We start from the raw sequence: 21,724 nt of genomic DNA on the forward strand, positions 1-21,724 counted from the left end.
TAATAAATAATATATTTTAAAAGCCTATTGCAACTAAATTATTATGATGTTTAAACTACAATCTAAAAGGTCAATTTATTTTATTGGCATAGGCGGTATAGGCATGAGTGCCATAGCCCGATATTTTGTGCAAAAAGGCATGGCGGTAGCGGGCTATGACCGCTCACCCAGCCCCATTACAAACGAGCTAATGCAAGAAGGTATTGATATTCATTTTGAAGAAAATATTGACCTGATACCCAAAGATGCCGACATGGTAGTTTATACGCCGGCAATTCCAGAAACAAATGCCGAATTGACGTATTACCGCGAAAATGGCTACGATGTTAAAAAGCGAAGCGAAGTTTTAGCCTGGATTACCCAAAGTACTTTTACCATAGCTGTTGCCGGCACACATGGCAAAAGTAGTGTTTCGGCAATGATTACACATATATTAAAAAACTCGGGCTTTGACTGCACCGCCTTTGTTGGCGCTGTTATGAAAAACTATAACTCCAATTTTGTAATGGGTAGCAACGATGTGGTAGTTGTAGAAGCCGATGAGTACGACAAATCGTTTTTACGCCTTAAACCGGATATTGCCGTAATAACCGCCACCGATGCCGACCACCTTGATATTTACGAAAACGAACAAGCCGTTCAACGTGCATACGTTGATTTTGGCCAGTGCACAAAAGATTACGGAAAGCTAATTATTAAAAAAGGATTGCCCGTAATTGCCGAACTCGAAAGCCGGCAACTCAACACCTACCATTATGCCGACCCTGGCGCAGCCTACTTCGCACAAAATGTAGTCATTGAACACGGAAAGAATACCTTTGAAGCCTACACCCCCGAAGGTATTATTGAACATTGCCAACTTGCCGTTGATGGAATACACAATATTGAAAATGCACTGGCTGCTATTGCCGTAGCACAGCATTTGGGTATATCAAGACAAGCAATTGCCGAAGCCTTGGCAAATTTTTCCGGATTAGCCCGCCGATTTGAATATTGGAATACAGAATCAAAACCAATTATAATTGACGATTACGCCCATCACCCCGAAGAAATTAAAGCTTTTCTTACCTCGGTTCGCCAATTATACCCCAATAAAAAAATTACAGCCATTTTTCAACCCCACCTTTACACGCGCACCCGCGACTTTGCCCAGGGCTTTGCCCAAAGCCTTGACCTTGCCGACGAAATTATTTTGCTTGACATTTACGCAGCCCGCGAAAATCCAATCGAAGGCGTAACCGAAGACCTTATTTTTAATGCCTGTACAAACCCAAACAAAGTAAAAATTGAAAAAAGCAAATTAATAAAGTATCTTCAAAAACATAATGATTATGAAATTCTGCTAACCATTGGCGCAGGCGATATCGGCGAAATGCTACCCGATATTGTAGCGGCAGTTACCCATAACAACGATAAAGATTAATTTAACTTATTGATTAACAAAACAAGTATAAACTTTACACATACAACTAACATGAATTGGATTAAAAGATATAAATCACAACTTATTGCCCTTGGCTGGTTTAGTTTGGGTGTACTTTTTGTGTTTACCATTGGGGCATCCGGATCGTCGCAAGCCAATAGAGTTTGCAGTGATATTGCCGTAACGATTAACCAAAGCGAAGGTAATTATTTTGTAACCGAAGAGGGGGTAAAAGAAATGTTAAAAGCTAAATTTCCGGATAGAAATCTCCATGTACCCGTTAATGCTATTAATACCCAATCGCTCGAAGCTTATTTGGTAAACACCCCCTATATTAAAAATGCCGAAATCTACATAGATATTAATGGCAAAATGTGGGTCGAAGTCCAACAACAAAACCCCATTGTTCGCATTATTGACCGCGATAACGCAAACTACTACCTTACCTCCGATGGCCTGAAAATGCCAACCTCAAAACTTTTTTCGGCACGAGTGCCCGTAGTAACCGGTTACCTCCGCGATAATGGTAAAAATAAAGGAAAGATTGAAGGAGAACACCTTCAAGGAATTTTTGAATTGGTAAAATACATAAACTCAAGCAAATTTTGGCAAGCGTTGATTGAACAAATTTACGTAGCCCAAAATGGCGACTTATACCTGCAACCCAAATTAGGTAACTTTGAAATATTACTTGGTACAACTAATAATATGGAAACAAAATTGGCCAATTTCGAAGCTTTTTTATTACAAGTCATTGATAAAATTGATTTAAACCAATATAAATTAATATCGCTAAAGTTTAACAACCAAGTTGTATGCACAAAAAAATAAGTTTGCAAGATGCTAAAAAACAAAAAATAGAAACAAAACTAATATCCGGGTTAAAAACCTAATTAACAGCTAAAATCCTCTTGCAACCAAATCTATTTCTAAGAAACTAAAAATTAAAATACACCATCCATTATCAATAAAGTTAAATCATTAAATCGTTAATTTATGAGGTCAAATACACCCCAAATTATTGCAGCACTTGACATAGGTACCACTAAAATTACCTGCATTGTTGCCCGCAAAACCTCGAACGGTAAACTCGATATTTTAGCCATGAGCAAAACAAACTCAACAGGCGTTATGCGCGGCGTTATTACCAATATTGACAAAACCGTTGAAGCTATTAAAACAGTAGTTGCCGATGCCAGCCGTAAATCGGGCATACCAATTTATAATTTATATGTTGGTATTGCCGGACAGCACATAAAAAGTGCCATTCATAAAGCCTATATTATGCGCTCGCACGACCAAGAAGAAATAAACAAAGGCGACATTGCACGCCTAATAGACGATGTGTACAAAGCCGCCTATGCCCTCGACAACCAAATTATCCATGTTTTACCTCAAGAGTTTAACGTAGATGCCGAAAAAGGTATTAAAGACCCTATTGGCATGTCGGGGGTACGTTTAGAAGGTAATTTTCATGTCATTACCGGACAAAAATCGGCCATACAAAACATTCATCGCTGTGTGCAACGCGCCGGATATGAAGTTGTCGAAATTATGCTCGAACCTATAGCCTCGGCTGCTGCCGTACTATGCGCCGAAGAAATTGAGGCAGGCGTTGCTTTAGTTGATATTGGAGGCGGCACCACCGACCTAACCCTGTTTTTAGATGGCATTTTACGACATAGCGCAGTTATTCCGTTAGGCGGAAATATCATTACCGAAGATATAAAAGAAGGTTGCATGGTTATGCCCGAGCAAGCTGAAAAACTAAAAGTAAAATTTGGTTCGGCACTTGTTGAAAAAGGGCAAGAAAACAAATTTGTTACTATTAACGGCCTGCGCGGACGCGGCCCCAAAGAAATTTCGGTGCGCAATTTAAGCCAAATTATACAAGCACGTATGGAGGAAATTTTAGAGTATGTTTACAACGAAATTGCATCGGCGGGCTTTGAACGAAAACTAATAGGTGGTATTGTTATTACCGGAGGCGGCGCACAACTAACTCAACTTGTTCATTTAGCACAAATGATTACCGGCTTAGATATACGTATTGGCTATGCCGACGAACATTTAAATAAACACAACCCTATAGAATTGCGCAACCCTATTTATGCAACCGGAATTGGCTTGGCTATTTCAGCTTTAGCTACCGAACAACCCGTGAGCACACAAAAAATAGAGGAACCAACTGCCCAACCCCAACCAAACAACGAAACTTCTGCCCAGCCTACCCAAGTAATTAACACCGAGGCAAGCAATAACCAAGCCCACCAAAACACTATCGAAGAGTTTGAAGAGGAAGCCCCCCTTGCCCTGAACACCAACGAGCAAGCCACAGATAACTGGCTATCCCGCTTTTTAAAAGTCAGTCGTAATTGGCTCGAAGGTGGCGACAAATTAGACGACTTCAAAAACGTACGCAATTAATTTTAATAATATTTGCCGTTATTAAACCGCAAAAAACTACACTAAACGCAAACTTAAACTTTTATTACTACAAAAATTATTTTTACCATGAATATCCACTTTGACCTTCCAAAAGACCACGACACCATTATTAAAGTTATAGGTGTTGGCGGCGGCGGATGCAATGCCGTAAACCACATGTACAACGAAGGCATTACAGGAGTTAGCTTTATTATATGCAACACCGATGCCCAAGCCATTGCTCAAAGCCCCGTACCGCGCAAAATTACCCTTGGCCCTCAACTTACCGATGGCCGAGGTGCTGGCTCGCAACCCGAAGTAGGCAAAAATGCCACTATCGAAAGTATTGACGAAATAAAAAAAGCCCTTGGCCAAAATACTAAAATGGTATTTATTACAGCCGGCATGGGTGGTGGCACGGGTACGGGTGGTGCACCTGTTGTAGCTCGTATAGCCCGTGAGTTAGGCATTTTAACGGTGGGCATCGTTACCGCTCCGTTCGGTTTTGAAGGGCGCAAACGCCTGCAACAAGCCCAAAATGGCATTGAAGAAATGAAACAAAACGTTGATACCCTAATTTTAATATCAAACGAAAAACTCCGCGAACTCTTTGGCACCCTTACCGTATCGGCGGCATTTGCCCATGCCGACAACGTAGTAACAACTGCCGCCAAAGGAATTGCCGAAATTATTACTGTTCCGGGCTATGTTAATGTCGATTTTGAAGACGTAAACTCAGTAATGAAAAATAGTGGGGTAGCTGTTATGGGTACAGGTGTTGCAGACGGTGAAGACCGCGCCCAGAAAGCCATCCGGCAAGCCCTCGAATCGCCGTTGCTAAACAATAACGACATTCGTGGCGCCAAAAATATTTTATTACATATTACATCGGGCAAACGCGAACTGCTAATGGATGAAATTTCAGATATTACCGACTATATTGCCGAAGCTGTAGGCTGCGATGCCGAAGAAGTAATTTGGGGTAATAGCGTTGACATGTCGCTCGAAAACCAATTGGCTGTTACTATTATAGCCACCGGATTTTCACAAGACAAGAACGAAGAAAATAGTACCGAAAACGACTTCCAAAAAAAACAACAAACGGCAACTACTAAACGTAATCAACAACAACAGCAACAACAGCCAATTATCGAACAACAGCCAGTTGCACCACCCAAACAAGAGCGAATTGTAGTGTCTTTAGAGGATGAACCAGTAATGCCAAACGTACAACAGCCACTTAAAAGAACACCAGAACAGCCTACAACAAGCCCCGATGAAAATATGAAAATAATAATAGAGCGCCGCCGCCGTTTACAAGGCTTAAGTAATCAAAAATTAAACGAAAACCTAAGTGAATTAGAACGCGAACCTGCCTACAAACGCCGTAATATACAATTGGATGACACCCCCCACTCGTCAGAAACTAATTTATCGAAATACCAACTGCAAGAAGACGAACACCGCCACACAGAAATTAAAAGACGCAATACTTTTTTGCACGACAATCCGGATTAATAATTTCAGCATCGTTAAAACTTCATTAAATGCTGTAACAAAAAATTGACAAAATAAATACTTTCGGTGCAAACGCACTTGATAGTGAGGTGGTAAATGGGGAGGCGCGTACAAGCTCCTCCCCTTATTTTTTTCAGTTTTCCGGATAAATTTTAAATAGTTAAACGTATATATATATTACAATTTCCGGAATAGATTTTATCCGGAAAATGATCTCTGTGAAACTTTAGATGAAAAAAATTTAAGTGTTCATCATTAAATAAAATGACGCATTAATAATTACAGTTTGTAATTTTGCTAAGTAATTGACATAAACCATATACTTTAAATGTTCACAAAAACATAAAAAATGGAACCTACCACCATCCGGAAAATTGGCATATTAACCTCGGGCGGCGACTCGCCGGGCATGAACGCCTGCATACGCGCAGTAGTACGCGCAGCCTGTTACCATAACATACAAATAACTGGTATTAAACGAGGTTACCAAGGCATGATTGAAGGCGATTTTGAGGAAATGAATTCGCGGTCGGTTAGCAATATTATACATCGCGGCGGCACAATTTTAAAATCGGCGCGTTGCTTGGCTTTTAAAGAGGCCGAAGGCAGAAAAAAGGCCTACAAAAAGATAAAAAAAGCCCAAATTGATGCCCTTGTGCTTATTGGCGGCGATGGTACTTTTAAAGGCGCACATGCCTTCTCGAGCGAATACGACCTACCTGTTATTGGTATTCCCGGAACGATTGACAATGATATGTACGGCACCGACTATACTATTGGCTACGATACGGCCATGAATACCGTTGTTGAGGCCATAGACAAAATACGCGATACCGCCGATAGCCACGACCGCCTTTTTTTTATTGAAGTGATGGGCCGCGATGCCGGTTTTATTGCCCTTCCCTGTGGTATAGCTACCGGAGCCGAGGCAGTGCTTATTCCTGAAAGTATAACCAATTTAAAAAACTTAGTAAAAACCTTAAAATACGGTTGGAAACATAAAAAAACCTCGTCAATAGTTATAGTGTCCGAAGGTGATGAGGCCGGCGGCGCTTTTGACATCGTTAAAAAAGTAAAACCGCGCTTGGGCAACCGCTACGATATACGGGTAACAATATTGGGCCATATACAGCGCGGTGGCAATCCAAGTTGTTTCGACAGGGTGTTGGCCAGCCGAATGGGAGTGGCCGCCGTTGAAGGCCTGCTTGAAGGTCAAAATAAAATGATGGTAGGCATACAAAACAACCAAATTGTATATGTGCCCTTAATAGATAGCGCCACTCAAAAAGCTGTCTTCAACCACAATAGTTTGGCTCGCATTGCCGAAATTTTGGCTTATTAATTGCTTTTATCAGACTTTTGTTTGAATTAAGATGGACTTTTAAAAACCGGATGATATTGGTTGAAAAATTATCTCATGAAATTTCTTTTTCCGGAGTTTATACGGTCATGAACAGCGATGATTCTAAAGTATCCGGAGTTACCTAACTCCCAATCTACCCGCCCTTGCAAACACATGTGTTTCATTTAGGTTTAAGCTACAACCCATTTTAATTAGTACAAATACTGCCTAATGCTTTGTAATTTTGCGCCCAATGCAGTCTATAATTTACCTTGCTCGCCCATTGCTTGCCGCCGAAATAGCTGCGGCTCTAACGCCAACCTCACAGAACCAGCAAAATATTAGCGACGGTAGCGGTAACAATCCGGAAGTTTTAGTTATCTACGAGCATCATCATTTTATTCCCTCGCAATGGCAATCAGCTGGTTTTTTGCCATCAATACAATTACAGGCCGCCCCGCCCCTAAGTGCCCAACAAACCTCCCAAATTTTTAAAAATGTTCGCGACCACTTGCCGCAGTTTGCCCATACACTTACGGCCAAGAACCAACCCATAATTGATAATTTTTTTTATCATTACAACCACTGGTTCGATATGCGTTTTGTATTGCATCAAACCTACCGAACAGTACAAGTAGCAGCCCAACGCATTATAAATGCCATCGAACCACATTTAAAGCAAGGCAATGAAACCCAATCTCCCACAACCTTGCATATTTATTTGCCCCATGATTACGCCTACACAACCCAACTGCTACAAAAACAGTGGCCTTTTGCCCAAATTGTTACGGAGCAGGCGAAAAAACAAAATAAACAAAAAACACCAGTTTGGGTATTGCTGCAATACCTGCTTTTATTTACATGGCGAGTATTGCTTGGCAGCTGGCAATGGTTTGTTAACAGAGTTTATCTTAACAAAAAGCACCTCGTGCTAATATCGCCCGAGTACATACAGCCAATTTTAAATATCAACAACCCCCTAACCACCCAACTTGGCGATAATTATATTGGCTATTTGTTAGAGCTTATGAAAAACCGAAACGATGTGCTTTTGCTCAGCGAAATACAGCCGCCAAGCCTTACTAACGGGCGTAGCAAGGGTTTTAAACGCCATTTCACGCATTCAATTTACCCAAAAATAACCCTAAACGCCGAAGTTTGGCTGCTGTTGGCCGCACTAAAACCGAGCACATGGCAAGCCGTAAAACGCTTTTTAAGACCTATTAAATCTATAGCATTGCCGCCAAACGCTCCCACACACCAACAAGTGATGTTGCAAATTGTAAAAAATCATCGCATAATTTTTGCTCAATCAGTATTTAGGGCAGTGGCAGCTAATTTATTTTTTAAACACCTAAAAAACAAAACGCAAGCCCTTACTATTAGCGGCATTAATGAGCATGGCTTGGCCAACAGACCATTTTTTGAGCTTGGCCGATTACACAAGTTAAAAACAATAGGATTTCAACATGCTGTATTTAATATTGCCTACGCTACCTTTCATTCAAAGGATGCAGCCCTAAATCCTGTTCCGGATATTACTGCCGTTTGGGGCGATTATTTTAAAAATCAACTCTTGCGACAACCCGTATATCACGCGCAAAACGTGGAGGTTTTAGGACAAATTCGCACCGATATTATTCCAAAATTACAACATCTGCAAAAAAGCCAGATACACCCCAAATTGCCCAACCATAAGCCCTTAATTGTATATGCCTCGCAGCAATACGGCGGTTTAGAGGCCGAGGTGCGCTACAAATTAGCTTCTGATTTTATGCAGTTGGCCAATGAATTTAAGGAGACGTGTAGTTTTGTTATTAAACCACATTATTTAGAAACCAATTTAGATTTTTTTGAAACCGTTGCCCACCAACACCAAAATCCGGATTATTTGCTGCTGCAAGACGAATTGTACCGACTATTAGCCGCTGCCGACATGGTTATTACTTATAATAGTACCGTTGGTGCCGAAGCTGTATATTTTGGCAAACAACTTTTAGTGGCCGACTATTACGGCGCCGATGTAATGGATTATATAAAAAGCGGTGTGGGTTTTGGTTTTAACAATTACCAACAATTAAAACAAGCAGTCGAAGGTATTTTATTGGGCAACACTCGAATTGACCTCCAAACCCAAGCCAATTTTGTGCAACAACGTGCTTACCTTATTGACGGTCAAACCGCGCAACGGTACCAAAACCTTATAATTGCTGCCGGGCAAAATCATAATACGTAATAAAATATTACGAAGTAAACTATTTGATTATGTCTGCTTAATGCCTCTTTTTCACTCTTGTTTAATTAGGAATTGCGTCTCAGCAAACATTAAAAATCCTGTAAATCGCTTAATCTGCTAAATCCTAACTCAGGGTAAGAAGAAAAACCAAACTAATCATTTAATCATCTAAATTATGGTGCAAGACAAGATACCCACTTTCTCCACCTCGAATGTGCAGAAGTGAGTTTTCCTTTGAGGCGATTCGGGGGAGTTCCCTCACAAACCCATTAAGCCAAAAAAAATCACAGTTCAAGACGCTTTCCCCCACCCCTTGCAAGTATAAAAAAATACGTTAAACTTGCCCCGACTGATATGTATTATTACCATTTCACACCAAACAATCCGGAAGAAGAAAAACCTGCCATAATGGGTAAAATTTTGTTGGTGGGCGGTGGGTAATGCTTAAACGCATTTACCCTATCCGAATAAAAGAACTTTATTTGCCCTAACCTATTTAATCAACTCAGCTCAAGAATTTGAGTGGTGGCCAAAATGAAACTCCGGTATTAATTTAATTTTTAATAATTTTGTATCCGTTTTGTTGCCCCACCAAAATATAAAAATATGCCCTACCACCTTTGTATTGATATTGGCAATAGTCGCGTAAAAGCAGCTATCATAGCTACGCAAACCAGCCAGATAGTAAGTTTGCACCGCACCAACGATGCCGATTTAGCATGGCTTTCAATGGCATTGGAACAATATAAAATATCCGGAATTGCGCTGGCATCGGTAAGGCTTCCTGACAAAGAATTAGAGTTTTTTTTGACTAACTACCCTGCGGTTGTTATGCCGTTTAGCCATCAAACACCCTTGCCAATTGCCAACGCTTACCTAACGCCACACACTTTAGGCTTAGATAGGTTGGCGGCCATTACAGGGGCGTATTATTTGCACCCCAAGCAGCACGTACTTAAAATTGAGGCCGGCACTTGCCTAACCCTCGATTTTTTACAGGCCAACGGCACTTATTTGGGCGGAAGTATTGCGCCCGGCTTGCACCTTCGCTTGCAAGCTTTGCACCAATTTACCCAGCGACTACCCTTGGTAAGTTTAAGCGACGAAACTGATTTTACCGGAAACACCACCGAAACAAGTATAAATCGAGGTGTGTTATGGGGCATGGTTGCCGAAATTAACGGATTAATTGACCTGTATAGTCAAAAATGGCAGCCTTTAACAGTAGTTTTAACCGGCGGAGATGCAGCTTTGTTGGCTAACAAACTTAAAAATCCGATATTTGCAACGCCAAACTTAGTTTTATACGGATTACATAAAATTTTGGCTTTCAACCATCCGGAGAGCCTATAAAAAACGTCCTTAATTTGGTCAAGCGTGTTTGTTTAATGTTTCCGGATATTTTTTATCTCATTTTTATCAAAATTAATTGTTTTTTTATTTTGCAATATCTTTATCGTTTTATTTCTATTCTTAGGTTACTTGTATTCAAGTTTTTAACTTTTTGCTTTAGTGCACTAGTTTTTATGGGCGCAATTAGTCCTAACAGTTTTGCACAATCGGCTATTAAGCAGGCAAATTCACCCTTCTCAAAATTAGGATTTGGCACTATGTTTACCCCCTCGTTTTCGGCGGTAGGCACTATGGGCGGCTTGGGTTATGGCTACCGCAACCTTAGCAATATTAATATGGTAAATCCGGCGGCCTTAGGCGCTTTGCGTTTCACCACCCTCGAAACCGAAATAGGCTTTACCAATTTGCGCGTTAGCAACTCGGCTTTACAAAAATCCGAATCGGGCGAGGGGAATATCCGGTATTTTGCCTTTGGTTTTCCGCTTCGAACCAAATACGAAAAGCAAGCCGACAACCAAAACCTTGATCCGGCCTTAAAAAATGCACTTACCGAAAAAGCATCCATCCGAAGCAAATTAATACAAGGCTGGGGGTTAAGTTTTGGCTTAATGCCTTTTAATAGCCGCAATTATGACCTTACTGATAAAAAATGGCATCCAGATTTGGACACTATAACTTACCGTTTTGTAGGAAGCGGTCAATCGTATCAGTTTTTTGCCGGAACCGGTTATACTTACAAAGGTTTTTCGGCAGGTGGCAGTATAAGTTATGTGTTTGGCACTTTGCGCGAACGCAGTATTGAAACCCCCGGCAATGAAAGTGATGCCAATCTTTTTTCGACTGTTTTGCAGTCGGAAGACAAATTGGGCAGTTTTATTTGGCGTGCCGGACTGCAATACCAACATCAGTTTGATAATTCGGTGCTAACTTTTGGCGTTGCAGGGCATAGCAATACGGCGCTTAATAGTACCAACAACGCAGCATGGTACCAGGCAAAACGCAGCCTCGACCAAGTGCTTTTGTTCGATACGGCCTACACACAACAAACTGTTGAGGGGCAGTTTACCATTCCGCAGCAAATAGGCTTTGGTGTGGCTTGGCAACATCAGAACAGGCTCCGCCTTATGGCCGACATGCAAGCCGAACAATGGAGCCAATTTGCTAAGTATGGCCAACCAGATGCCACCGTACAAAATAGTCAGCGTTATGCTTTTGGTTTTGAATATGTACCCGACCCTCGCGCTATCACCAAATTGTTTAGAAGCACACAGTATCGTTTTGGGGCGTTTTATCATGCCGGAAACTTGTTGGCAAAAGCACAACCTGTTAAAGCCTTTGGTGCGTCGGTGGGTTTGGGCCTGCCGCTGCGCCGCAATAACTCGCGTATTAATTTGGCGGTTGAGTTTGGGCAGCGCGGCAACCATGCCGATAATGGCCTCCGCGAAACTTATGTGATGGGTAAATTGGGCTTAACCCTTAGCGATATTTGGTTTAGACGCTATAAATATGAATAGATAGCACTGAAAAAAATATAAACCAAATTAAATAACCTTAACCAAAACCCAAGCGGTAGTGGTGTTAAGCATAGTATCGCGTGCCGAAAAAACGATACGATAAGTACCTGTTGTTGCAGGCATTTTTAAAAAGTCGGCAAAATCGTATTGGGTAATGCCATTTAGTGCGATAGGCCCTTTTTGATAAAGCATTTTTTGAGTGGCTTCGTTATATAAGGCAATATTCATATCAGAAAGTGCCTGGTTATCGAAAACTTCCCCAAAGTAAACTACGGTGTTGCTGCTAAAAGTGGTAATGGTGCTGTAAAGTTGTGGCTCTGAAATATTAAACTGCGGGGGTTGTTCGTCAAAAAGGCTTTTTATATATACGTTTCTCCGGATGGTGTCGCTCGTTAGGTTTTCGGCATCAGTTGCATAAGCTGTAATTTGATAATTACCCGATTTCACTTTATCCGGAATTGGCACTTGAAAAAATAAATACGTTGATTGCCCGTAAATAGTTAGTGTAACAAGGGTATCCCAACTTTTGTTCTCGGCAGTTACGGGTGTTATTTGCAAACTAAACTCCGAAAGGTTTTCGTTATCAGCAAGGTTTGCTTCAATGGGTAAATACTTGGTCGAATAAAAAGTGTCGAGGTCGTTTGGTTTTTGCAGGGTAAGCGTAGGTGGCTCAAGGTCTGGTTTTAACGATTTGCAACCCATATTAAACAGAAACAACCCTCCCAAAAGTACCAAAAACAAAGAATATAAACGCATTAAAACAATATTTTTATAAAAATTGCGAAATTTGCCTCAAATTAACTGTTTTTATTCAAGCAAATGATAAGTATATTTTAATATTTATTTTTATTGTAATTAGTAATGGAGAAGATTTTATTTTCTGATTTTGAAAAAATAGATATCCGCGTAGGTGTTGTTGAAGCCGCCGAACTGCTTGAAAATGCACGCAAACCTGCTTATAAATTGGTAATTAATTTTGGTGAAGAAATAGGAGTCAAACGCTCGTCGGCGCAAATTACCCACTATTACCAGCCTACACAATTAATTGGACGGCAAGTGATAGCGGTGGTCAATTTTAATGCCAAACAAGTGGGTAAATTTATTTCGGAAGTATTGGTTTTAGGCCTGCCAGATGCGCAAGGCCATATTGTTTTACTTGCCCCCGAACACCCAGTGCCGTTAGGTGCACGTATGTTTTAATTTAGAAACAAAAAAGTACAAACAAAGTCGTTAAAAACTATGCAGCAAACCCAAAGTCCATACTTAAACCTGTTAATTACCGGATGCAACGGTCAGGTTGGCTATAGTATTAAACAATATTTACAACAACAACAATATCCGGAAATAAAAGCCATATACACCGACCGTAATTCGTTAGATATTGCCAATCCTACAAAGGTTCGGCAAATGTTTGAACAAAATCCGGGTATTAATTTTGTCATAAATACCGCTGCCTATACCTATGTTGATAAAGCTGAATCTGAACCCGAACTGGCCTTCCGGATAAATACTTACGCCCCGCAACTACTTGCCCAAACCTGCGCGCAATATGGGGCATGGCTGTTGCATTTATCAACTGATTTTGTTTTTGACGGGCAAAAAACCGGCCCCTACCTGCCTACAGATACGCCCAACCCACTTAATATTTATGGCAAAACCAAGCTGCAAGGCGAGCAAGCCGTTTTGGCTGCCAACCCCAACAAAACCTGCGTGATACGCACCTCGTGGGTTTATGCAAATCATGGCTCAAATTTTGTGCGCACTATGTTAAGGCTTGCCACAGAACGCCCCCAGCTACAAGTGGTAAACGACCAGCGCGGCTCGCCCACCTACGCCCCAGACCTCGCACAAGCCTTGATTACAATATGCCAACAAATAGGGGCTTCAAATTCTCATTCCTACAAGATAAAACCCATTTATCATTACGCCAACGGCGGCAGTTGTACTTGGTACGAGTTGGCTAAAACAACCTTAGAGTACGCTCAAATTAACTGCCCCGTTATTCCTATTGCTGCCCACCAGTACCCAACTCCGGCAAAACGCCCGCGCAATAGCCAACTTGATACTACCGATATAGTAAACGATTTTAATATTGAAATTCCAAATTGGAAGATTAGCCTAAAAAAATGTATCGGAAGCTTAAAAAATGGAAATTTGCTTTCCAAAACAAAAACTTAACAAGCCAACTGCACAAAAGGACGAAAAAGCTATGCGAAGACTGTTTATGTAAAGATTGCGATTTTTTAACACTATTGTCTTCTCACATCTTCTGCTTTAGGGTTTGTGAAATAGCAGGGCGCATTTTTCTGTTGGAATGAAAAGTTAAAGAATAAGTCGCAAAATTCTTAACTTTGCCGTATGCTGTAAACAGCAAAATTATACCCCCCTTTAATCTTTAACTAATTATACCTTTACATGTCGCTTCATTTAAAAACTTGCCAACTCTTTGCATCTATTCGAGATATAGGCTTGTGGTTTCTGTGTATTTGCCTGCTAACAGTTTTATCTGAGCAATTTTTGACTGCTCAAAACAATAATAATGCCGGAGCAGCATATATCGTTGAGCCTCCTATAAATGCCAACGACCCCAATTTGCCAAACTGGGTAAAACTGTTGTATAGCCCCAATCCTAACGCTTATGCCGTTGAAGAGGCATATAAAGCCTATTACAAAGTAAATCCGTTTGAAAAAAATAAATACACCCAATATTACAAACGCTGGCGGCGGTGGGCGCGCCCTTATTTGCAACCCGATGGCACGGTACGCCCTCCCTCGTTAGAGCAAGAACAAGCCATTGTCAATAAAATTTCTAACTTAAAAGCAATGGCAGGCCCTACCAGCACCTGGTCTTGTCTTGGGCCAATGGAAATGTATAGTTTAGGCAACCAAGGCAGCCAAAGAATTACCTGGCAAGCCAACACTTACGGTATTGCCATTGCCCCCAGCGACCCCAATACCCTGTACTGCGGCATGGAAGAAGGTGGCGTATTTAAAACCACCGACAAAGGCTTAACCTGGACATTTGTTACTGCAACCTATAATATTGGCACAGTCCGGGCAATTGCCGTTCACCCTGCCGACCCTAATACCGCCTATATTTGCCCCAACGGAAGCATTTACAAAACCACAGATGGCGGCGTTACGTGGACGCAAATTATGACCAGCAGCAACCAATGGGTAAACGACATAAAAATAAGTGCTGCCGACCCCAATATCATTATAGCTGCAACCAACCAAGGATTAAAACGTTCTAACAACGGCGGCACCTCGTGGACAACTATCATAAACAACTATGCTTGGACGGTAGCCTTTAAACCCGATAATGCCAATATCGTTTACACCACCGTTGAAAATGGCAGTAGCAGCACTTTTTATAAAAGCATTGATGCCGGAGCCAGCTTTACGCCAAAAACTACCGGATGGTATGTGCCCGCATCCGGAGAAAATATTTACGGCGTTCGTATCACCGTAACACACCCACCAGCAACAATTATTTACGCTTTAATTGGCGGAGACGGCGACAATCTAAACGGCTATGTTGGCGTTTGGAAAAGTACCGATGCCGGCGAAACATGGACGCACCCGCATGGCGTTGTTGGCAAACCCTACGTTTTTAGCACGCATCCCAACTTAATGGCGCACAACGGCACTGATGGCTTTTACCAAGGTTTTTACGATTTTGCCATTATTGTATCGCCCAACGATGCCAACAAATTAATAATTGGCGGTACAAGTTGGTGGCAATCAAGCGACGGTGCTGTTAGTTACCAACCCTTAGGCGGGTATGTTGGCAGCCTGCCCTGGTCGCACCCCGATATGCAGTTTTTAGCTGCGCAAGGCAACGATTTATGGATATGTAACGATGGCGGAATTAACTACTCAAATGATTTTGCAAGTTCATCGGAGGCACGTATGACGGGTATTTTTGCCGGAAGCTTTTGGGGCTTTGATGCCGGATGGAACGAAGATGTTTTTGTAGGTGGGCGCTACCATAACGGCAATGCAGCTTTTTATCAAACCTATCCAACAGGGCAGTTTTTGCGCTTAGGCGGTGCCGAGTCGGCCACCGGGTACGTTAATCCGGGCGAAAACCGCCGCACTTATTTCTCTGATATTGGTGCGCGTATTTTACCTTCAACCTTTACCGGCCCCTTGGGTTATTTTGGCATTGCCCAATACCCCAACGAAAGTTACTACACCATGCACAGCAGCGCCATTAAATTCGACCCGCGTTGTTATTCGGTTATGTTTATGGGCAACGGTGCTTCGTTTTATAAAAGTACAGACGGCGGCGGCACATTTACCACTTTATTGACCAGTACCGATGCAGGTGCTTCGTTAGAGTCGTTTGATATTTCGCGCTCGAACCCCAATGTTATGTACGTTTTTCAGCGCTCAAACACCCTTTGGGATGGCAAACTTTGGAAAACTATAGATGGAGGCTTAAACTGGACAACCTGCCCCAACCCGCCTGGCACAAGCGGTGGCGACCGCCGCGTAGGCGATATAACTATTAGTGCTACCGACCATAACACAATTTGGTTTGTCTTGCGCTCGGCTGCAAAAGTGTTTAAAAGCACCGACGGCGGCAACACCTGGACAAATATTACTACAGCAACCTTATCCGGATTTCCGTTTAACGATATTTGCCATCAATATGGCACCGATGGCGGTGTATATCTTGGCACCGACAAAGGCGTTTTTTACCGCAATAACACCATGCCCGATTGGGTATATTTTAGCAACGACCTGCCACTGACCGCTTCTACCAACAAACTTTGCCCCGCTTATGCTAAGGGCAAACTGCGCAATGGCACCTGGAACAAAGGCGTTTGGGAGGTTGATTTCTACGAAGAATCGACACCCATTGCACAAATTAGCGTTGACCAAACTATAAAATATTGTGTTAAAGATACGTTTTATTTTGTTGATCACTCGGTTGTAAATCACGCATCCGGAACCTGGTTGTGGAGTTTTCCGGGGGCAAGTTATATTAGTAGTGCAACAGTTTATAACCCTAAAGTTCTTTATCCTTCCTCCGGAATTTATGATGTTTCGCTTACTGTAACTGACGATAATGGCTCATCTTCTCAAACCTATACCGGATTTATTACGGTTTATAACGAGTGTGATATAGACACAATTCCGGGAAAATTAATTGATTTCTCAACCTCAAGCAGCGATTATTTAGAAATTCCCGCTATTTCCGGATTAAGCAGTACCAATACCATCACCGTTACGGCCTGGGTTAAAATTAACGGCATTCAACCCGACTGGGCACCAATTTACCAACACGACAACGGCACCGGTTTTGGCTTTACTGCCGGCACAAATCGCCTTGAATATCATTGGGAAGGCACCTCGAATTACAACTGGAATAGCGGCTACACCTTAAATCCAACCGACTGGACACATATTGCCTGGACTGCAGCCCCAAGCGGCGTAAAATTTTATGTCAATGGCAAATTAGTGGCTACACACAGTGCAACGCTTCCGTTAGCTAATTTTAGCAATAATATTGCCCGCATTGGACAAGACAGAAGTTTTGCCCCTGGCCGTAATTTTAATGGCATTATTGAGGAGTTTTGCTTTTACGACAAAACCCTAACCGAAGCCGAAATACGCGACCGGATGCACCTTACCCGCCCCGCTAACGAGCCTAATTTACGCATTTACTACCAAATGAACGAAACGGCAGGCCAGTTAGTGTATAACCGAATGAGCGGCTATAACCACGCATCTATTAAAAGCGGTGCTATAAGGGCAAAATCGACTTGCCCAATAGCAGGAGGCGTTAATTTTAGAACAACAGTAAACACGCCCGGACAAGTTAATTTTACCGGAACCGATGTTAGTATTGATTTTACTGGCCCGCTTTTACCCATGGGCGAGGTAGTGGTAAACCGTCTGCATTACACCCCCGACACCTTGCCAGCGTGCAGCAATTACGCCAGCGACAGCTACTATTGGATTTTGAATAACTATGGCACTAATATTAATTTCAGCGAGCCAGCTTCAATAAAAGTAGGCGGTATTTTGGTTCCGGATATTGATAATGTACCCAGCAATACTTACCGTTTGCATCGCCGCGAATTTAATAAAGATGGTTTTACCTGGTTATTGTCAACGGGTTTGCCCACAAACGTAACCGATGGCACGAATGGCAGCTTCACTTACGGAGCTAATTCGTTTATTAATACCTCTCAGCAATTTGTTGTTACCAACCCACTGACCACCCAAAACATTACGGGGCAACCTGCCTGCACATTTTTAAACACAGACTACAATATATGGCCTGTTGAAAATGCCATTTATGTTTGGACAATTACAAGCGGCGATGGTGTTATTGTGGCGGGCAAGGAACACACCAAATTACCGTTCAATGGAATAGTGGAGCAACAGGAACTGTTTCGGTGAATATTAATGTGCCGTAGTATTTTATATGTTAAGGTGTCCGGAGTTTAGCAACTCCAAAACCTCCACTTATTTCTGAAGCCTTCCAGCGATGGGTGTGCAAAAATCATACTAATCATTTAACCCGCTAAATCAGTGGTTCAGACGAATTTTTTTGCCCAAACGCATACAAGTTAAATAGTTCGGTAAAAAAAGGCATAAAAAAAGGTAAAAGTGTTATTTTTGGGATTGAAAAGAGAACACAACTTTTACCTTATGAAAGTAGAGACTTTCACGGCTGCAATATTACAAAAAATGATTGGCATAGGCAAATGCCAAACAAAATTTATAATACATATAGTTAGCTTATATTTAACTATGCGCTGTAAGTTAAACTTTTTAATGTTTAGTCGTTATGGTGGTTTTAACGAAAAGACCTATCGCCACCAATTTGGCAAATCCTTCAATTTCGGGGCTTTTAATGCCCATTTGATAGATGCATTATCAGGTTTAGAGAAAGTATGGTTATTTGACCCAAGTTATCTTAAAAAGAGTGGCAAACATACGCCCGGAGCTGGTTATTTTTGGTCGGGTTGCGCTCAAACAATGAAGTGGGGTTTTTAGAGATGGTAGGTATTGCCTTAGGCGATGTAGAAAATCATACGGCACTACATTATGAGGCTGTTCAAACCCAGTATATTAAAGGCACAGATGGCGACAGTCTTAGGCTGTACTATGCTGGTATAATAGCAAAACGAGCAAAGGAGTTGTTAAAAATCTCAAAATACATGGTTTTTGATGCTTATTTCTCAAAAAAACCATTTGTAGATGGTTTGGTCGGGCAAGGATTTACTATGATAAGCCGTTTACAGTCGAACTGCTATTTACGCTATGCCTACAAGGGAGTACAAAAAGGTGGACGAGGCAGACCAAAAGCCTTTGACGGAAAAATTGACCTAAAAAATGTTTCGACCCAACATTTTACCATTATACAAAGCAACGAAACAGAAATTATTTATCAAGGCATGGCTCATGTACGCGCTTTGAAACGCTGGTGTAAACTCCTTATTGTTCAAAAACTTAATGCCGATGGCAAGGTCAAAAACGCCTGTGCTTACTTTTGCACAGACACGCAAATAGAGGGACAAAAAATACTACAATATTATCAACTCCGTTTTCAAATTGAATTTCTTTTTAGAGATGCCAAGCAGCATCTTGGCTTAGAAGACTGTCAGGCCAGAAGCAAAGAAGCATTAAATTTTCATTTCAATATCGCCCTAACAGCGGGCAATATTGCCAAAGCACTACACTGGTACAGTATCCCAAAACATCAAAGAGGGGCTTTCTCTATGGCAGACATCAAAACAAAATATACCAACGAAATGCTATTCGATAAATTAATTACTATTTACGATAAAAACCCGTTAATCGAAAAAAATAACCCACAAATTAGCTAACTCTACAACTTAGGGCGTATCGCCGCTTAATTTATTACCGAACTATTGTTATCTTTAACCAATAAAAAATTATAAACATGAAAATTAATATTTGGGAGGCTGCAGTAGCTCAATACGGCTACAATAATGTTATCACTGAATTTGCCAATCAGGTTACTTTAGTAACTTGGGCAGAATTTATGAACGAACAAATTAACTCGCCCGATGTAACAACCATTTATTTTCCGAGCGATAATGGTGTTATAAATATTAAAGGCACTATAATTGTAAACAAAACTATTGCATTTGAGGGCGACTTAACTAAAACAGAAATTTCGTTTCACGAAGAATTGAGTAATGTTTACTTAAATGCCGAAGGAAAGGTAGAATTTAAGAAAACAGGTAACGAGCCTTTTATACCCACTATGTCTCAAGATGCAATTTGGAAATGTTTTGGCAAAATAGTAGCCATTTTGTTGTTGGTGTTATTTTATATACCCAATAGCTACGCCCAAGGTGGTTTTTTGCGAACCTACCCTAAAGGTGCAAATTCAAATGAATATATGGCAGGGCTAATTCAATACCCCGATAGCAGCTATTTAGCTTCGGTATGGGTTGATACCTTGCAGTATTGGTTTTTAGATAAAGAAGGGCATATAACCAGTAAAAAAAATATGCAAGTGCCGGGCAATAAAAAGGCAAAAGGGGGTTCTTTTTTACCTATTAGCGATGGCAATTATTTGGCATCTGGCTATTGCACATCAAAAATAACCCCTATGGGCGATACTATTTGGAATAAATGTGGCTCGTTTGCTTATTATATTCAAGAGTTGCCAAATAAAAATTTTGCCTCAGTAAATGGTGTACTTTCTACCTGTACTAATACAGATGATATGATGTATGTTGGTGAGTTAATACTAGTTGCTGCCGATGGGGTGTTATTGGCCGACACCCTTTGGACGGAAGAAAAAGCCGAATTTGATGATTGCTGGACAAGTCAACCAACGGCATTAGTAGCCAATAACGAACAGGCTTTTATAGTTACAGTTAAAGCAGCGGGTATTAACGGATTTGTAAATAACTATGTAGATGTAAGGATGGTATCGCTCACCAATTTTGGCGAAATTCTATGGCGGCACACCGATATACCCGGCACAGCTTATGATGCCGTGGGTTTAAACGATGGCAGTTTTTTAGTAGCGATGGGGACAAAATACGACACCCTAAAAATAGTTAAATATTTAAAAGATGGCACAATGGCATGGAACAAAATAGTAGGCAGCGAAATGGCAGAATACTTTTCAAACCTCGAAGGCGATACTAAATTTTTAAAAAGCGACCGCGAAAACGAATATATTTTAACCTTTACTGATGGTATAGATATTATAGGTATAGACTCATCGGCTAATGTTTTATGGAAAATAAAAACTAAGGCGTATGGTGCCATTTTAAATAAATACCCCGATGCGATATCTTTTAAAGGCAATGTTTTATGGCAAGATGGAAGAAATTATTTAATAGCCGGATTATTTTATGATAGCTCAAACAACTCATATATACCCTACCTCGCCCGCGTCGATTCCTTAGGCAACTGCGCCCCCTATTCGCAGTTTACCCTAACCCAAACCGATAGCCTTGTAACCCTAACCAATACCTCGTTTGGCGGCGATACTTACAAGTGGGTAATGGGCAACGGCGATACCCTGCTAAACCAACCCACTACCACTACCTATATTTACCCCACCAAAGGCGTTTACCAAATTTGCTTGGTAGCCGAAAATCTCTGCGGTAAAAACCAGCATTGCCAAACCATCAATTACGGTTCGGTGGGCATTAACAACACCACAATCACACCTATAAACATAAGTCAAACAGCTAATAACGAGGTAATAATTGGCAATTTAAGCCAAACCCCTATATTAAGCGTTAAACTATACAATAGTTGCGGGCAGTTAATGTATCACCAAGCAGCAGCCCCTAATAGCAATAACGGCAGCTACACCCTAACCACCCACCATTTACCACAGGGCTATACCAAGTAATAGCCCAAACCTCCCAAGGAATGGGCGTGGGCAAAGTGGT

General features: G+C 41.4%; 15 protein-coding genes. 14 read left to right on the forward strand and 1 reads right to left on the reverse strand.

Annotated elements, in window-relative coordinates; translation table 11 throughout:
- Positions 1 to 46 precede the first annotated feature (46 nt).
- The 8 genes from IPI59_09465 (at position 47) to IPI59_09500 (ending at position 11,813) form a co-directional block, all read left to right on the forward strand.
- A complete protein-coding gene (locus tag IPI59_09465) occupies positions 47 to 1,423 on the forward strand; it encodes a UDP-N-acetylmuramate--L-alanine ligase (GenBank protein ID MBK7527761.1) in 1,377 nt (458 codons plus the stop codon).
- Positions 1,424 to 1,474: 51 nt separating this feature from the next.
- A complete protein-coding gene (locus IPI59_09470; GenBank protein ID MBK7527762.1) occupies positions 1,475 to 2,254 on the forward strand; it encodes a hypothetical protein in 780 nt (259 codons plus the stop codon).
- Between the two features lie 165 nt (positions 2,255 to 2,419).
- On the forward strand, positions 2,420 to 3,850 hold the full coding sequence (gene ftsA, locus IPI59_09475; GenBank protein MBK7527763.1) for a cell division protein FtsA: 1,431 nt from the start codon (positions 2,420 to 2,422) through the stop codon (positions 3,848 to 3,850).
- A 93-nt stretch (positions 3,851 to 3,943) separates the two neighbouring features.
- Positions 3,944 to 5,368, forward strand: coding sequence for a cell division protein FtsZ (gene ftsZ / locus IPI59_09480; protein ID MBK7527764.1), 1,425 nt, complete (start codon positions 3,944 to 3,946; stop codon positions 5,366 to 5,368).
- A 349-nt stretch (positions 5,369 to 5,717) separates the two neighbouring features.
- On the forward strand, positions 5,718 to 6,710 hold the full coding sequence (gene pfkA, locus IPI59_09485) for a 6-phosphofructokinase (protein MBK7527765.1): 993 nt from the start codon (positions 5,718 to 5,720) through the stop codon (positions 6,708 to 6,710).
- Positions 6,711 to 6,963: 253 nt separating this feature from the next.
- On the forward strand, positions 6,964 to 8,946 hold the full coding sequence (locus tag IPI59_09490; GenBank protein MBK7527766.1) for a hypothetical protein: 1,983 nt from the start codon (positions 6,964 to 6,966) through the stop codon (positions 8,944 to 8,946).
- A 606-nt stretch (positions 8,947 to 9,552) separates the two neighbouring features.
- Positions 9,553 to 10,299 carry a type III pantothenate kinase gene (locus tag IPI59_09495; protein MBK7527767.1) on the forward strand — a complete coding sequence of 249 codons (747 nt, stop codon included), beginning with the start codon at positions 9,553 to 9,555 and terminating at the stop codon, positions 10,297 to 10,299.
- A 173-nt stretch (positions 10,300 to 10,472) separates the two neighbouring features.
- A complete protein-coding gene (locus IPI59_09500) occupies positions 10,473 to 11,813 on the forward strand; it encodes an outer membrane protein transport protein (protein MBK7527768.1) in 1,341 nt (446 codons plus the stop codon).
- 27 nt (positions 11,814 to 11,840) lie between these two features.
- On the opposite strand, the gene IPI59_09505 is transcribed toward IPI59_09500, so the two are convergent.
- Positions 11,841 to 12,569, reverse strand: a complete 729-nt coding sequence (locus IPI59_09505; GenBank protein ID MBK7527769.1) for a hypothetical protein — start codon at positions 12,567 to 12,569, stop codon at positions 11,841 to 11,843.
- 105 nt (positions 12,570 to 12,674) lie between these two features.
- Here IPI59_09505 and IPI59_09510 point away from each other — a divergent pair, with 105 nt between their 5' ends.
- From IPI59_09510 to IPI59_09535, 6 genes are all read left to right on the forward strand, one after another.
- Positions 12,675 to 13,013: a tRNA-binding protein gene (locus IPI59_09510; GenBank protein MBK7527770.1), complete on the forward strand. Its 339-nt coding sequence runs from the start codon at positions 12,675 to 12,677 to the stop codon at positions 13,011 to 13,013.
- A 39-nt stretch (positions 13,014 to 13,052) separates the two neighbouring features.
- Entirely contained in the window at positions 13,053 to 13,991 is a 939-nt protein-coding gene (gene rfbD / locus IPI59_09515) for a dTDP-4-dehydrorhamnose reductase (protein ID MBK7527771.1), read from the forward strand.
- 237 nt (positions 13,992 to 14,228) lie between these two features.
- Positions 14,229 to 18,230, forward strand: coding sequence for a hypothetical protein (locus IPI59_09520; GenBank protein ID MBK7527772.1), 4,002 nt, complete (start codon positions 14,229 to 14,231; stop codon positions 18,228 to 18,230).
- 252 nt (positions 18,231 to 18,482) lie between these two features.
- Positions 18,483 to 18,830: a hypothetical protein gene (locus tag IPI59_09525; protein MBK7527773.1), complete on the forward strand. Its 348-nt coding sequence runs from the start codon at positions 18,483 to 18,485 to the stop codon at positions 18,828 to 18,830.
- Positions 18,800 to 19,663, forward strand: coding sequence for a transposase (locus IPI59_09530; GenBank protein MBK7527774.1), 864 nt, complete (start codon positions 18,800 to 18,802; stop codon positions 19,661 to 19,663). The genes IPI59_09525 and IPI59_09530 overlap by 31 nt, the downstream gene beginning before the upstream one ends.
- Before the next feature lie 77 nt (positions 19,664 to 19,740).
- Positions 19,741 to 21,684, forward strand: a complete 1,944-nt coding sequence (locus tag IPI59_09535; GenBank protein ID MBK7527775.1) for a hypothetical protein — start codon at positions 19,741 to 19,743, stop codon at positions 21,682 to 21,684.
- The last annotated feature ends 40 nt before the right edge of the window (positions 21,685 to 21,724 follow it).

This window comes from Sphingobacteriales bacterium (assembly GCA_016706405.1).
Lineage (GTDB): Bacteria > Bacteroidota > Bacteroidia > Chitinophagales > UBA2359 > BJ6.

What these genes read in the sequence shown, in the direction of transcription:
- IPI59_09465 (MBK7527761.1), top strand. Translation starts at nt 47, where the DNA reads ATGTTTAAACTACAATCTAAAAGGTCAATTTATTTTATTGGCATAGGC.
- IPI59_09510 (MBK7527770.1), top strand. Translation starts at nt 12,675, where the DNA reads ATGGAGAAGATTTTATTTTCTGATTTTGAAAAAATAGATATCCGCGTA.
- ftsA (MBK7527763.1), top strand. Translation starts at nt 2,420, where the DNA reads ATGAGGTCAAATACACCCCAAATTATTGCAGCACTTGACATAGGTACC.
- IPI59_09470 (MBK7527762.1), top strand. Translation starts at nt 1,475, where the DNA reads ATGAATTGGATTAAAAGATATAAATCACAACTTATTGCCCTTGGCTGG.
- IPI59_09535 (MBK7527775.1), top strand. Translation starts at nt 19,741, where the DNA reads ATGAAAATTAATATTTGGGAGGCTGCAGTAGCTCAATACGGCTACAAT.
- IPI59_09520 (MBK7527772.1), top strand. Translation starts at nt 14,229, where the DNA reads ATGTCGCTTCATTTAAAAACTTGCCAACTCTTTGCATCTATTCGAGAT.
- pfkA (MBK7527765.1), top strand. Translation starts at nt 5,718, where the DNA reads ATGGAACCTACCACCATCCGGAAAATTGGCATATTAACCTCGGGCGGC.
- IPI59_09495 (MBK7527767.1), top strand. Translation starts at nt 9,553, where the DNA reads ATGCCCTACCACCTTTGTATTGATATTGGCAATAGTCGCGTAAAAGCA.
- IPI59_09505 (MBK7527769.1), bottom strand. Translation starts at nt 12,569, where the DNA reads ATGCGTTTATATTCTTTGTTTTTGGTACTTTTGGGAGGGTTGTTTCTG.
- rfbD (MBK7527771.1), top strand. Translation starts at nt 13,053, where the DNA reads ATGCAGCAAACCCAAAGTCCATACTTAAACCTGTTAATTACCGGATGC.
- IPI59_09490 (MBK7527766.1), top strand. Translation starts at nt 6,964, where the DNA reads ATGCAGTCTATAATTTACCTTGCTCGCCCATTGCTTGCCGCCGAAATA.
- IPI59_09500 (MBK7527768.1), top strand. Translation starts at nt 10,473, where the DNA reads ATGGGCGCAATTAGTCCTAACAGTTTTGCACAATCGGCTATTAAGCAG.
- IPI59_09525 (MBK7527773.1), top strand. Translation starts at nt 18,483, where the DNA reads ATGAAAGTAGAGACTTTCACGGCTGCAATATTACAAAAAATGATTGGC.